The sequence below is a fragment of the Paraburkholderia sp. MM6662-R1 genome, assembly GCF_050436245.1.
Lineage (GTDB): Bacteria > Pseudomonadota > Gammaproteobacteria > Burkholderiales > Burkholderiaceae > Paraburkholderia > Paraburkholderia tuberum.
The window spans coordinates 1,273,396-1,286,653 of the sequence record NZ_JBNDLV010000004.1 but is presented as its reverse complement, the minus strand read 5'-3'; the positions used below and the strand labels follow the sequence as shown (position 1 = coordinate 1,286,653).

At 64.6% G+C, this 13,258-nt stretch carries 14 protein-coding genes; 1 reads left to right on the top strand and 13 read right to left on the bottom strand.

Going from position 1 to position 13,258, the window contains the following annotated elements:
• Nucleotides 1-115 precede the first annotated feature (115 nt).
• The 11 genes from OKW39_RS35870 to OKW39_RS35820 form a co-directional block, all read right to left on the bottom strand.
• Complete coding sequence (locus tag OKW39_RS35870) at nucleotides 116-1,018, bottom strand: LysR family transcriptional regulator (protein ID WP_429564798.1); 903 nt, start codon at nucleotides 1,016-1,018, stop codon at nucleotides 116-118.
• Nucleotides 1,019-1,206: 188 nt separating this feature from the next.
• On the bottom strand, nucleotides 1,207-2,514 hold the full coding sequence (locus tag OKW39_RS35865; RefSeq protein WP_429564797.1) for an MFS transporter: 1,308 nt from the start codon (nucleotides 2,512-2,514) through the stop codon (nucleotides 1,207-1,209).
• 171 nt (nucleotides 2,515-2,685) lie between these two features.
• Entirely contained in the window at nucleotides 2,686-3,606 is a 921-nt protein-coding gene (locus OKW39_RS35860; RefSeq protein WP_429564796.1) for a LysR family transcriptional regulator, read from the bottom strand.
• A 49-nt stretch (nucleotides 3,607-3,655) separates the two neighbouring features.
• The gene (locus OKW39_RS35855; RefSeq protein WP_429565485.1) at nucleotides 3,656-4,360 is read right to left on the bottom strand and encodes an EthD family reductase; all 705 of its coding nucleotides are present in this window, start codon (nucleotides 4,358-4,360) and stop codon (nucleotides 3,656-3,658) included.
• A 2-nt stretch (nucleotides 4,361-4,362) separates the two neighbouring features.
• Complete coding sequence (gene hpaC, locus OKW39_RS35850) at nucleotides 4,363-4,884, bottom strand: 4-hydroxyphenylacetate 3-monooxygenase, reductase component (RefSeq protein ID WP_429564795.1); 522 nt, start codon at nucleotides 4,882-4,884, stop codon at nucleotides 4,363-4,365.
• Nucleotides 4,885-4,904: 20 nt separating this feature from the next.
• Nucleotides 4,905-6,122 carry an acyl-CoA dehydrogenase family protein gene (locus OKW39_RS35845; protein WP_090810333.1) on the bottom strand — a complete coding sequence of 406 codons (1,218 nt, stop codon included), beginning with the start codon at nucleotides 6,120-6,122 and terminating at the stop codon, nucleotides 4,905-4,907.
• A 35-nt stretch (nucleotides 6,123-6,157) separates the two neighbouring features.
• A complete protein-coding gene (locus tag OKW39_RS35840; RefSeq protein WP_429564794.1) occupies nucleotides 6,158-7,546 on the bottom strand; it encodes an MFS transporter in 1,389 nt (462 codons plus the stop codon).
• A 321-nt stretch (nucleotides 7,547-7,867) separates the two neighbouring features.
• Nucleotides 7,868-8,044, bottom strand: coding sequence for a hypothetical protein (locus OKW39_RS35835; RefSeq protein WP_429564793.1), 177 nt, complete (start codon nucleotides 8,042-8,044; stop codon nucleotides 7,868-7,870).
• Between the two features lie 137 nt (nucleotides 8,045-8,181).
• Nucleotides 8,182-8,700, bottom strand: a complete 519-nt coding sequence (locus tag OKW39_RS35830; protein WP_184031106.1) for a hypothetical protein — start codon at nucleotides 8,698-8,700, stop codon at nucleotides 8,182-8,184.
• Between the two features lie 249 nt (nucleotides 8,701-8,949).
• Nucleotides 8,950-9,429, bottom strand: a complete 480-nt coding sequence (locus tag OKW39_RS35825; protein ID WP_429564792.1) for a DUF1348 family protein — start codon at nucleotides 9,427-9,429, stop codon at nucleotides 8,950-8,952.
• A gap of 13 nt (nucleotides 9,430-9,442) precedes the next feature.
• Nucleotides 9,443-10,108 carry a TetR/AcrR family transcriptional regulator gene (locus tag OKW39_RS35820; protein ID WP_429564791.1) on the bottom strand — a complete coding sequence of 222 codons (666 nt, stop codon included), beginning with the start codon at nucleotides 10,106-10,108 and terminating at the stop codon, nucleotides 9,443-9,445.
• 122 nt (nucleotides 10,109-10,230) lie between these two features.
• On the opposite strand from OKW39_RS35820, the gene OKW39_RS35815 reads away from it, so the two are divergent.
• Nucleotides 10,231-10,881, top strand: a complete 651-nt coding sequence (locus OKW39_RS35815) for a YceI family protein (protein ID WP_429333134.1) — start codon at nucleotides 10,231-10,233, stop codon at nucleotides 10,879-10,881.
• 41 nt (nucleotides 10,882-10,922) lie between these two features.
• Here the strand turns inward: OKW39_RS35815 and tdh are convergent, their stop codons facing one another.
• Together tdh and OKW39_RS35805 are read right to left on the bottom strand one after the other, a co-directional pair.
• On the bottom strand, nucleotides 10,923-11,954 hold the full coding sequence (gene tdh / locus OKW39_RS35810) for an L-threonine 3-dehydrogenase (RefSeq protein ID WP_090810329.1): 1,032 nt from the start codon (nucleotides 11,952-11,954) through the stop codon (nucleotides 10,923-10,925).
• Nucleotides 11,955-11,982: 28 nt separating this feature from the next.
• A complete protein-coding gene (locus OKW39_RS35805) occupies nucleotides 11,983-13,188 on the bottom strand; it encodes a glycine C-acetyltransferase (RefSeq protein ID WP_429564790.1) in 1,206 nt (401 codons plus the stop codon).
• Nucleotides 13,189-13,258: the final 70 nt, after the last annotated feature.

The following is a 13,258-nucleotide window of genomic DNA, read 5'->3' as shown; positions in this document are numbered from 1 at the left end:
CGCGCACGCGAGGGTGCCGCCGCAAGAATGCGGCGGTCATACCTGGTTTCGCAAAAGACGAAGGGGGAGCTTTGCAGTCGAGGGCGTCGAGCGCAGGAAGTGCTGCGCCTGCGCTTCAGCGGCCGGCCACGCGCCGTCCGGCCGTGAGCGCGGCTTCGACGTTGCGCAGCGTCTGCGCCTGCGCATGTCCTTCCACACAAGACAGTACGTAGCTACGTTGATGCCAGTCACCCGCGAGCTCGACGACGCCGAGGCCGTCCTCGGGATGGAAGCTGCGCAGCACGTCGGGCGGCATCAGACCCACGCCGAGCCCGTGGCGCACGACGGCGAGCATCGTGTCGAAACCATTGACCAGATAGTCGCAATCGAAGCGGCGGCCGCGGCTGTGAAACGCGCGCTGCACGGCGGCAAGGATTGCCGAGCCCTTGCCGAGGCCGACGAGCGGAAGCTCGAGCAAGGCGTCGAGCGTGATCGGCTGCGGATCAAGATGGAAATGTGCGCGGCTATAAACGAGCACCAACCGGTCCTCGCGATAGCGCATTTGCGGCAGATCGAGAAAGCCGCTCTTCTTTTCGTAGATGCCGATGTCGATCATCTTGTCGCGCAACATCTGCTGCACGATGCGGCTGTTCTCTTCGACGATCTTCAGCGAGATGCCCGGATAGGCATTCCGGATCGCGGCGATATCCGCGGCGAGAAACTCGATGATCACGGCTTTCGGCGCGCCGATCACGATGCGTCCGTCGAACCCGCTCACGAGTGCCTGCGCCTCGCTCGCGAGCCGGTCCACCAGCGTGTCGACCTGCTGCAGATAGCCGAGCAGCTTGCCACCCGACTCGGTCATTTCCACGCCGTGCGGTACGCGCCTGAAGAGCTTCGTGCCGAGTTGCTCCTCGAGATCCGACACGCGCCGCGACGCCGCCGCCACCGCGAGCCCCAGCCGGTTGGCCGCCCGCGAGATGCTGCCCTCTTCGACCATCGCGACGACGAGACGAACGGTGGTGGTGTCGACTTTCATGCGCTGACATGAGGACCGGGTCGTGGGGGAGTGCCATGTTACCGCACTCCTTTACCTCAGACTGCGCGGGCCAAAGCGAAGCCTTCGCGCGATACACGTCACCGCGCGAAGGCTTGCACGTTAGGCTTGCACGTTAGGCTTGCACGTTAGGCTTGCACGTTAGGCTTGCACGTTAGGCAGGCGAAGCATTACGGCTGACGCGTTTCGTGCGTGAACTTCAGCGTGACGACGGTAACGAGACCGAGCACGATCAGGAACACGGCAACCGGCCAGTAGGCCTGGTAGTGCGCGAGCAGCGCGGTCGCGATCAGCGGCGACAGGCCGCCCGCGAAGATCGACGCGACTTCGTGACCGAGCGCCACGCCGGAATAACGGACTTCGGTGCTGAACAGTTCGCCGACGAGCGCTGGCAGCGTGCCGATCATCGCGCCGTGGCAGACGGCCGTGCCGAGCAGAAGCGCGAGCCAGATCAGCGGCGTGGACTGCGTGTTGAGCAGCCAGAAGAACGGAAACGCCATCACCACGAGCGACACCGCGCCGATCATATACACCGGCTTGCGCCCGATGCGGTCCGACAGCTTGCCCCACGCGAGCATCGCGCCCATTTCGACCACCATCGCGAGCATCACGCCGGTCAGCATCACCGAATTCGAAATGCCGACGAACTTGCCGTACACGAGCGAAAACGCGAGAAAGATATAGGCGCCGCCGTTTTCCGCGACCCGCAGACCCATCGCCATCAGGATCTCTTTCGGGTGACGCTTGATCGCTTCGAGCACCGGCATATGCGCGGTCTTGCCGGCTTTCTCCGCGTTCTCGAAGTCGCGGCTCTCCGGCAGGTTGTGACGGATGTACACGCCGAGCGCGAAAATCACGATGCTCGCGAGAAACGGCAGACGCCATCCCCATGACATGAACTGATCGTGCGGCAGCGCTTGCACCGCGAGGAACGCGCCCGCCGACAGCACGAAGCCGCCGCCCACGCCGAGCTGACTCCACGCCGCGAAATAGCCGCGTTTTTCGGGCGGAGCGTTCTCGCTGATCATCAGCACGCCGCCGCCCCATTCGCCACCTGATGCGATGCCTTGCAGCAAGCGCAAGCCCACGAGCGCCGCGGGGGCGGCCAGACCGACGTGCTCGTAGGTTGGCAACAGCCCGATGCCGAAGGTCGCAAAGCCCATGATCAGCAGCGTCCAGACGAGCGACGCGCGGCGTCCATAGCGGTCGCCGATATGCCCGAACACGATGCCGCCCAGCGGACGCGCGACGAAGCCGATCGCAAACGCGGCAAACGCCCCGATCGTGCCGATCAACGGGTCCGCGTGCGCGGGAAAGAAAAGTTGCCCGAGCACGAGCGCAGCCGCGGTGCCGTACACGAAAAAGTCGTACCACTCCATCGCGTTGCCGGCCACCGACGCAATGATGATTTTCCTGAGTGCGCGATCCGACTCTTCTGTGGCGCGCCCGGCCGCGATCGGGGATTGAACGGAGGACATGTCTGCTCGCATTTGAATTGGGGGGATGGCGGCCTTTCAGAAAAGGCTTCGCACGATACGCAGTGTCGAGGCGACAGATAGTGGCGTCAAATTAGCCGAAAAGCAGGGCGGGTATCAGTGCAGCTAATATGCCCGGCGTGCCCGGGCACCCGCGGGCAAGCTCACGGGCGCTCAGCGTGCCGGCTGATGAAACATCGTATGGATGGTCTCGCGCAGCCACGCGATGCCGGGGTCCGCCGCGAACTGCGAGTGGCAGTGCACCTGGATTTCGATCGGCGGCAGCGGAAACGGCAGCGGCAGAATCCGGAACGCCTTGCCGCGGTTGAAGCGCTTCGCGATGCTTTTCGGAAAGATCACGGCAAGATCGGTATTCATCACGATCTCGGGCGCGACGACGAAATGCGGCAGCCGCAGCACGACCTCGCGCTTCAGGTTCAGCTCGTCGAGCCATTGCTCGACCATCCGATGCCCGGTCGCATTGGTGCTCGCGTACACGTAGCGTAGCGCGGTCAGATCTTCGCGGCTCGGCCTCGTCTTGCGCAGCGGATGACCGGCGCGCACCACGCACACGTGCTCGTCGACGAACAGCGTCCGGCTCACGCAGCCCGCGTCGAGACCCGGCACATAGCCGAGCGCGAGATCGACTTCGCCGGCGCGCATCGCCGCGCTGACCGACTCGACCGGCACATTGGCAACCTCGATGCGGATGCCGCGCGCTTCGCGATCGAGCAGCGCGGCGAGCGGGGGCAAGAAGTAGAACTCCGACATGTCCGACATCGACACGCGAAACACCCGTCGCGCGGTCGACGGCTCGAACTTCGCCAGCTGCTGCACGGCTTCGTTGATGATCGCGAACGCTTGCGCGAGCGGCGGATAGAGGCGGTACGCGGCATCGGTGGGGACCATGCCATTGGGCGTGCGCGAAAACAGCGGGTCTTCGAACAAAGTGCGCAGGCGGCGCAGCGCATGACTGACCGCCGGTTGCGTGAGACCGAGCCGATCGCCGGCCGCCGTCAGACTGCGCAGGTCCCAGATCGCGAGGAACACGCGTAGAAGATTCAGATCGGCGATGCCGGGATTCAGCTTGTTCATGCGCAGCTCTCGCAAACTAAGGCATGTCGCTGGCCGCGCGACGCGCCGGTCAATATGCGGCGAGGTTACCGTAGATGCTGCGCATTGCAAAATGCGGCGTCGCCCCGCTGTATGGCGGCAGCGCGTGGAAGTCGCGGCGCATCGCATCGCGCACCGGCGACGCGAGCGCATCGGTGAGCGCGCTCGCATCGTCGAACACGACCTTGTTGCGTTGCATCGCGCTCGCGCGCGCAAACGGCAAACCGCTGCGGCTGTCGATGCGCGTGTAGATCTCCATTTCGCGCAGCGCCGGCAATTGCAGCATCAACGGCGGATGATGCGCCAGATAGTGCGTAAGCCACGCGTTGAAGTCTTGCGCGACGCCTTCGTATGCGACCAGATAGGTGCAGCGTTGCGCGTTGTCTTCGACCGACGCAGCCTGCGGTGGCGCGAAGATGCGCACGGCCATCACCTGCTGCATGAAGCTTTGCGGGCTGAATTCGGCGCGCATGGCCGAATGCAACGCGTGGGCGATCGCGCCGTCAGGTTCGAGCGCGGCTTCGAGCGGCTCGAGTTCGTCGAAGTACCACTGCAGCACGCACGACGGCGCATCGGCCGCCGGCGCGATACGCGCATCGACCTGTCCCGCGATCGGCTCGTGCACGATCAGCTTGCGCAACCCCGCGACTTGCGTGGCGGCCCGCAGCAGCGCGCGCGGGTCCGTGAGCGATTGCCGCGCGTCGCTCGTGCCGATCAGAAAGAGACAGACCTGCATCGTCATGCCGCCTCGCAAGCCGCGACACCGGCACGCGCAAGCCGGTGGAACTGCCTGCCGAAGTAGACGAGGCCATCGCCGTCATCGCGCGTGGCGATCCGCTCGATCCGCACGAACATCACCGAGTGCGAGCCCACCGTCTTGCTGTCGACGATCTGTCCTTCGAGGCTCGCGAGCGCGTCGCCAAGCACCGGAGCGCCGAGCGCTCCCGGCTGCCACGCGCATTGATCGAAACGCGCGTCCATCGTGCAACCCGTCATGCCCGCGAACACGCGCGCCAGGTCCTGGCAGTGCGCGCCAAGGATGTTGATGCACAGGTTCGCGTTTTCGTGCATCACGTCATGCACATAGCTCGATTGATTGATGCATACCAGCATGGTCGGTGGCGTATCGGTCACCGAACAGACCGCGCTCGCGGTGATGCCGCAGCGCCCGCGCGGACCATCGGTCGTGATGATGTTGACGGCCGCGCCGAGGCAAGCCATCGCGTCGCGGAAGTGCGTGCGCGTTTCGTCGTGCGTCATGACAGTCGCTCCTACGTCGCTCAGGGATAGGGCGTGACCGGCGGTATGCCGACGAACAGCGCGCCCGACGCGTCGTAGGTGCCTTCGCCGAGAAACGCGTGCTGCGTGACGACGATCGAATCGCGCACCATCCGCTGCATGCGGCTCTCGCGATAGATCGCGCCGATGCCAGCCATCTTGTACGCCTGCATGACCACCTCGGCGCACGTATGCGCGGCATGCGTCGCGGAGAGCCGCAGCAGATTGGCCTCGCTGGGCGACACGGGGTCGCCCGCCATGACCGTGCGCCACGAAGTTTGCGCCGACTCGAAGAAGAACGCGCGCGCGCTGCGCAGATTCGCTTCCGCCTGCGCGAGACCCGAGCGATAGTACGCGCGGTCGGCAAGACGCGGCGCGCCGGTCGTCGTTCTGGTTACGCCGGACATACCGGCCAGCAGGTCGAGCGCCGCGCGCGCGAGCCCGAGGTTCACCGCCGCATGCACCTGTGCCTGATATGCGACGGCGGGGTAGCGGTAGAGCGGCTCGTCGATCAGCGGCGCACCGCCGCGCACGAAGGTCCATTGCTCGTCGACGAACCTGTTTTTCAGGCGCAGATCGTGGCTCCCGGTGCCTTGCATGCCGACCACGTTCCAGTTGTCGACGATCTCGACTTCGCTCGCCGGAAACACGGCCGTGAACGGCTTGCCCGCGTTCGCGTCGCCGACCTTGCCCGGCGCGCCACCGATGCCGACGCCGAGCCAGTCCGCGCCCTTGCAGCCGCTCGCGAAACGCCATTGACCCGACACGACGTAGCCGCCGGGCGCACGCTCGGCCGGTTGCAGGGGATACAGGCCGCCCGCGAAAACCTGGTCCGGACCGGACGCGTAGATGCGGGCCTGAGTCTCGACCGGCAGCGACGCAAGATACGTGTTCGCGGAGCCAAAGGCCGCGACCCATGCGGTCGAACCATCGGCGATCGCGATGCGTTCGAGCATCGCCAGAAACTGTGGCGGCGGCAGCGCGTCGCCGCCGAAGCGTTTCGGCGTGCTCGCGCGGAAGATGCCCGCGCGCTTCATCTTCACGATCATGTCGCGCGGGACGTGTGAAACCGCATCGAACTCGTCGCGGCGACGCTCGACTTCGGTGATCAGGTCATCGAGCGACAGCGGGCCCGTGTATTCAGGGTAGTCCTCCTGCGTGTCGATGATGGGTGCGTCGGCGGTGCAAGCGCGGGCGCTGGCGGTATGAACGGCGTGCATGCGCGTTACCTCTTGATTCAGTGATGTGAACGATGTCATTCGGTTTCCCGATGCGCTTCGATGCGCATCGCTTTCGGATAGGTCTCCCGGGCGAGCAGCGTCGCGATGACGGTGATCAGACCGAGCACGCCGAGATACAGAGCGACCGGCGTCGCGCTGCGATAGTGCGCGAGCAGCGCCGTGGCGATCATCGGCGACAGGCCGCCGCCGAGCACCGAGGAGATTTCGCGCCCGATGCCAAGCCCCGAGAAGCGCAGATGTACCGGCAACAGTTCGCTGATGAACGCGGGCTGCGCGCCTTCGAGGATGCCGAGCGTGAGGCTGTTCGCCAGCACGAGGGCCGTGATCACTTTCCAGTATTCGCCGGAGCCGAGCAGCGCAAAGTACGGCCATGCGACAAGCACCAACGCAATCGCGCCGGCGAGATACACGGGCTTGCGTCCGACCTTGTCGGTCAGGTAGCCGAAGAACAGCGAGAACGGAATCATCAGCAGCATCGAAAGAGTCAGGCCGCCGAGGATCCAACTCGATTTGATGCCGAGGAACTGGCCATACGCGATCGATTTGATGCCGAGGAACTGGCCATACGCGATCGAGAACGCGAAGAAGATGTACGACGCACCGCCTTCGCCGAAGCGCAAACCGAAGATCGTCAGCACTTCGCGAGGACATTGCCGCAACACTTCGATCACCGGCATGCGGGTGTCGCGACGCGTTGCCTTCGCTCGAGCGAACGCGGCGCTTTCGCCGACCGAGCGGCGCATCCACAAACCCAGTGCGACGAGTGCGGCGCTGCAGAGGAACGGAATGCGCCAGCCCCAGCTCAGGAAATCGGCAGACGACAGGTTCCGCACCAGCAGGAACGCACCGGTCGACAGCACGAAGCCGAGCGCCGCGCCGCACGGACTCCATGCGGCGAGCGCGCCGCGCTTCGATTGCGGCGCGTTCTCATGGATCAGCAGGATGCTGCCGCTCCATTCGCCGCCCGCGGCGAGCCCCTGCACGATGCGCAGACACACGAGCAGCGCCGGCGCGGCGAGGCCGATCTGCTGGTAGGTGGGCAGCACGCCCATCAACATAGTCGCCGTGCCCATCGCGAACAGCGTCAGCATCGTCACGAGCTTGCGCCCGTAGCGGTCACCGAGATGTCCGCACAGCACACCGCCGATCGGCCGCGCGATGAAGCCGACCGTGAAGCCGCCGAACGCGGCGATGGTGCCGGTGAGCGGATCGCTGCCGACGGGGAAGAACAGCTTGCCGAATACCAGCGCGGCGGCCGTTCCATACAGGAAGAAGTCATACCATTCGAGGATTTGACCCAGCACGGCGGTCGTGACCGCGCGTCGTACGCCGCTCGTCGCGGCGGCGGATCGGCGTGATGCGAGCGGGGCGCTCAGATCGGAATTCACGGCGTCAGAGTTCATGGCTCAGGGAGAACGAAGATTGAGGTTCCCGCATGACGATGGCTCTACGCAGCGGGGCGAATCACATCCGGACGACATGGCTGCACGATATGAGCGGCGATAAACGCGGTCAAATTCGGGCCAAAAATGGTCGATATGAATGGCGTGCATGGGCGAGGCCCGGATCGAGCGACGCGCGAATGGTGAGGAATTCCAGGAGGTGGCGCTACGGTGAGGGTTTACGGGAGCGGTGGGCGGGATGCGCGACGGCTCACGCGGTGTGCGTCGGAACGGCGATGGGGATGAGGTGCGTCGAAGTGCGCAGCGCGTGCTTCGCTGGCTTCAGCGTTGCGGTGAACGATTGCGTTTCGGACCAGCGAGCGCGGAGCGCGTCGGCGTCCAGTGCGCGAAAAACACGCTCGAATGCAGGGCTAAAAGTTGAAGCGCGCCTGTTGAGGTGAGGTCTTCCAGGATGGTGAGGATTTCCAGGAGTCGAGAGAACGACGCTTTGTGCGCCATGGTGAGGAGTTCCAGGAGGTCGACCCCGCATTCGAGACCTCGCGCTCGTGGCAATTGCTCAATCCGGGTAGAACGGAAGCCTTTGGCTCCCGAAAAACCTCACCTGGGGGCGATCGCTCACGTTGCTTACGGCTCCGTCAGAACTTTACCTTCAGCTGAAAACCAATCGTAAAGGGCAGATTGTCCGATGGGATCGGCGGAATGACGATGAAGTTCGCGCCGACGCGCTTGTATTCGAGCATCACGATCGGCGCGACCACCGGGCCGATCGTGTGATTGCTGCCAAGCCCCCAGTTGCCATAGTTATAGCCGGAGATGATCCCGCCGATCGCCGCGATCCGCACGATTCCCCAATGCGCGAACTCCGGCGCCCACACGCCGCCGCCGTAGTAGGACGGCCGACGCAGCGAGTTGCGAAAGCCGCCGGCCGTCAGCGCCCACTGGTTGTTCAGCCAGCATTCGACGCCAAGCCCGGGATTGAACTGCTCGAAGTGCGTATCGGGATCGGGGTTGATGTGATACGAGCCGAGCATCGCGTCGACCCATACACCGCCGTCACACCAGTTGCCCGCGTGCGCCGCGGAGAGCGCCGCGAAGCTGGCGAAAAGCGCCACCGCGGCGCGCCGGATATTCTTGTTCATCTGCCTGACGTGCATTTCTTCTCCGTCACCGGTCGAGCGCCGGTGTCATGGTGTTCTGGCGATCCGCGTGCCGCCCGTCGCGCACTGTATCTGAAGCCGTGCGGTCGATGTTGAGGACTCGCTCGGCCGGCCGGGCACGCGACGTGCCCCCGCAGCCGGAACCGCCACCATAACGGAGAACCGATGGCGCCGTGATGAACAAGCGGTGAAGAAGTTCGCGACGCGCATCAGGTGCGCCGCCGGCGATGAATGTGGTGGGAACGTCTACAGACCGAGATCGGACAGGCTGGGGTGATCGTCGGGCCGCCGGCCGAGCGGCCAGCGATACAAGCGGTCGGCTTCGCGGATCGGCAGGTCATTGATGCTTGCGTGACGATGCGCCATCAGACCATGCTCGTTGAACTCCCAGTTCTCGTTGCCATACGAGCGGAACCAGTTGTTCGAATCATCGTGCCATTCGTACGCGAAGCGCACCGCGATGCGGTTGTCGGTGAACGCCCACAGTTCCTTGATCAGCCGATAGTCGAGCTCCTTCGCCCACTTGCGGCGCAGAAAGCCGACGATCTCCGCGCGGCCATGCACGAATTCGGCGCGGTTGCGCCACACGCTATCCGTCGTGTACGCGAGCGATACGCGCTCGGGTTCGCGGCTGTTCCACGCGTCTTCCGCGGCGCGCACTTTCTGGATCGCGGTATCGCGAGTGAATGGCGGCAGCGGCGGGCGGGCTTCGATCGTATCGGTCATGATGGTTCCTCAGTCAGGTGGTGGTGCGCCGCGATGGCGGCCGTTTGGTTGCGGCGGGTTTCACTGCCGCATCGAGCAAGGTCTTGCCAACCGCCTGCGCGTCGAGCGCCGCATCGGCTTCGCCGCTCACGAGCGCCACCGCGATCGCGCCGTCGAGCAGCACGAGCCATTGCCGCGCGAGCGGCGACGCGCGACGCGCATCGATTTCGGCTTCCACGACGAACGCGACGCATTCGGCACGCACGAAACCGAGCAGCCGTGCCTTGTGTTTGCGCGCGACGACGCGGATCGGATCGTCGGCGGATTCGATCTCGCCGGCCGCGTTCAGAAACGCGCAGCCATGAAAATCCGCCGATGCGAACCACTCGCGCAGCACGTCGAACATGCCGAGCAGGCGTCTGCGCGCGCCCTTGCCGCGCCGTTGCGTGCCGGCGATAAACCAGTTCATCCAGCGCTCGTCGCGCCGTTCGAGCGCGGCCGCGATTAGCGCATCTTTCGACTCGAAATGCGTGTAAAAGCTTTTGCGCGCGGTGCCGGACTGCCGCACGATCGCATCGACGCCGGTTGCATGGATGCCGCCGGCGTAGATGAGCGCCTCGGCGGCATCGAGCAGCCGCTCGCGCGCCGTGCCGGACTGGGCCGCGTCGTTTGGATCGGTCGGAATCGTTTCGTGTGTCATGGACGAAAAGGTAGAACGATCATTCTCCATCGTCAAGTTTTTCTTCGAGCTTCGGCGCTGTGGGTGCGCTTGCTGCTATCGTGATGGAGTCGCTTGATCACCGCTCAACCAGAATCGCTTCGATGAAACCATCCTCCGTTCGCACCGCGTGGGTGCGCGCGCTGCTCGGCGCAACGCTGCTGGGCGCGGTGGCCTGCACGCCGATCCAGGTGCTCACGCATTCGGTCAGTCAGAACGAGGCGCGCGTGCCGCCCGGACGCTACGACATCGATCAGGACCATACGAGCATCACGTTCGATATCGATCACCTCAAATACACGCGCTTTACGATGCGTTTCGATCGCAAGCAGGGGGAGCTCGACTGGAACGACGGCGGCCTCGACCGCAGCACGGCGTCGGTCGCGATCGACGCCGCGAGCATCGACACGAACGTGCCGCTGCTCGACAAGATGGTGAAAAGCGACAGCATGCTCGACGTCGCGCGCTATCCGCAGATCCGCTTCGCGAGCACGCGTTTCGAGCGCACCGGCGAAGCGCGCGGCACGCTGAGCGGCGATCTGACGATCCGCGGCGTCACGCAGCCGGTCACGCTCGACGTCACGTTCAACGGCTTCGCGCCCGATCCGCTAACGAAGAAAGACACGCTCGGCTTTTCCGCGGACGGTCATTTCAGCCGCGCGAAGTTCGGTCTGTCTACCTGGTATCCGGCCGTCGGCGACGATATTCACGTGCGCATCCAGGCCGAGTTCGTGAAAACGCCCGCAGGCGCGTAAGCGCGCTGCGGGCGTCAGCGTTCAGACGGTGAGGTGCCGACTCAGGCAGAGGTCCAGTCGAGAATCACCTTGCCGCTTTCGCCGGAGAGCATCGTCGCGAAGGCTTCCTGATAGTCGTCGACCTTGAAATGGTGGGTGAGGATCGGCGACAGATCGAGGCCGCTTTGCAGCATCGCCACCATCTTGTACCAGGTCTCGAACATCTCGCGCCCATAAATGCCCTTGATTTCAAGGCCTTTGAAGATCACCTGGGTCCAGTCGATCGCGGTTTGCGCGGGTGGAATGCCGAGCAGCGCGATCTTGCCGCCGTGGTTCATCGCTTCGAGCATGCCCGTAAAAGCACTCGGCACGCCCGACATTTCGAGTCCGACGTCGAAGCCCTCGGTCATGTGCAGATCGTGCATCACGTCGCGCAACGATTCGCGCGACACGTTCACCGCGCGCGTCGCGCCCATCTTGCGCGCGAGTTCGAGGCGATAGTCGTTGACGTCGGTGATCACGACGTTGCGCGCGCCGACGTGCCTGGCGATCGCGACCGCCATGATGCCGATCGGCCCAGCGCCGGTAATCAGCACGTCTTCGCCGACGAGGTTGAACGACAGCGCCGTATGCGTCGCGTTGCCGAACGGATCGAAGATCGCGGCGAGATCGTCGGAGATTTCAGGCGGGATCTTGAACGCGTTGAAGGCCGGAATCACCAGGTATTCGGCGAACGCGCCCTCGCGATTCACGCCGACGCCGATCGTGTTGCGGCACAGATGCCGGCGGCCCGCGCGACAGTTGCGGCAGAAGCCGCAGGTGATGTGTCCTTCGCCCGACACCCGATCGCCGATCGCAAAGCCGCGCACTTCCTGCCCCATCTCGACGATTTCGCCGACGTATTCATGGCCGACGTGCATCGGCACCGGAATCGTCTTCTGCGCCCAGTCGTCCCACTTCCAGATATGAATGTCGGTGCCGCAAATCGCGGTGCGCGTGATGCGGATCATCACGTCGTTATGACCGACTTCGGGCTTCTTCACGTCGGTCAGCGTGAGGCCCGGTCCGCGTTCGAGTTTTGCCAATGCTTTCATCTGCTTCTCCATTCGAATCACGCGGCGATCACGTGGTGATGACGCCGAGCTCGCGGCCGACGCGCGCGAACGCCTCGACGGCACGGTCGATCTGCTCCGGCGTGTGCGCGGCGCTCATCTGCGTGCGGATGCGCGCGCGGCCACGCGGCACCACCGGGAACGAAAAACCGATCACGTAGACGCCTTGCTTCAGCAGCGCATCGGCCATCTTTCCCGCGAGTTGCGCGTCGCCGAGCATCACCGGAATGATCGGATGTTCGCCCGGCACGAGCGTAAAGCCGAGCGCGCTCATCGCGCGGCGGAAATGCGCGCCGTTTTCGCGCACGCGTGCGCGCAGCAACGCCCCTTCATCGCTGGCGAGCAATTCGAGTACCTTCAGCGACGCCGCCGCGATGCTCGGCGTGAGCGTGTTCGAGAACAGATACGGGCGGGAGCGCTGCCGCAACAGTTCGACGACTTCCTTGCGCGCCGCGACGTAGCCGCCCGATGCGCCGCCGAGCGCCTTGCCGAGCGTGCCGGTAATGATGTCGACGCGCGCCATCACTCCGCAATGCTCGGGCGTGCCGCGACCGTGTTCACCGATGAAGCCGACCGCGTGCGAGTCGTCGACCATGACCAATGCGCCGTACCTGTCGGCCAGATCGCAGATGCCGGCGAGGTTCGCGATGATGCCGTCCATCGAGAACACGCCGTCGGTCGCGATCAGTTTGAAGCGCGCGCCCGCCGCATCGGCTTCCTGCAGGCGCGCTTCGAGATCGCCGAGGTCGTTGTTCCTGTAGCGAAAGCGCTTCGCCTTGGACAGACGCACACCGTCGATGATGCTCGCGTGATTCAGCTCGTCGCTGATGATCGCGTCGTTTTCGTCGAGCAGCGTTTCGAACAGGCCGCCGTTCGCGTCGAAGCAGCTCGAGTAGAGAATGCAGTCGTCGGTTTGCAGGAATGCGGCGAGCGCCGCTTCGAGTTGCTTGTGCACGGTTTGCGTGCCGCAGATGAAGCGCACCGACGCCATCCCGAAGCCGTCGCTGTCGAGGCCTTGCTTGGCGGCTTCGATCAGCCGCGTGTCGTCGGCGAGACCGAGATAGTTGTTTGCGCAGAAGTTCAGCACGTCGCTGCCGTCGGCAAGACGCACGTCGGCCGACTGCGGACTCGCGATCACGCGCTCGCTCTTGTAGAAGCCGTCGGCGCGGATCTGGTCGAGGGTGCCGCGCAAATGGGCAAGGTATTGGTCACGCATGAACGGGACTCCTGAGAGTGATGGCGCCCGCATTCGCATGCGTGCGGGAAGGGCGGCCTGTTATAGTCGG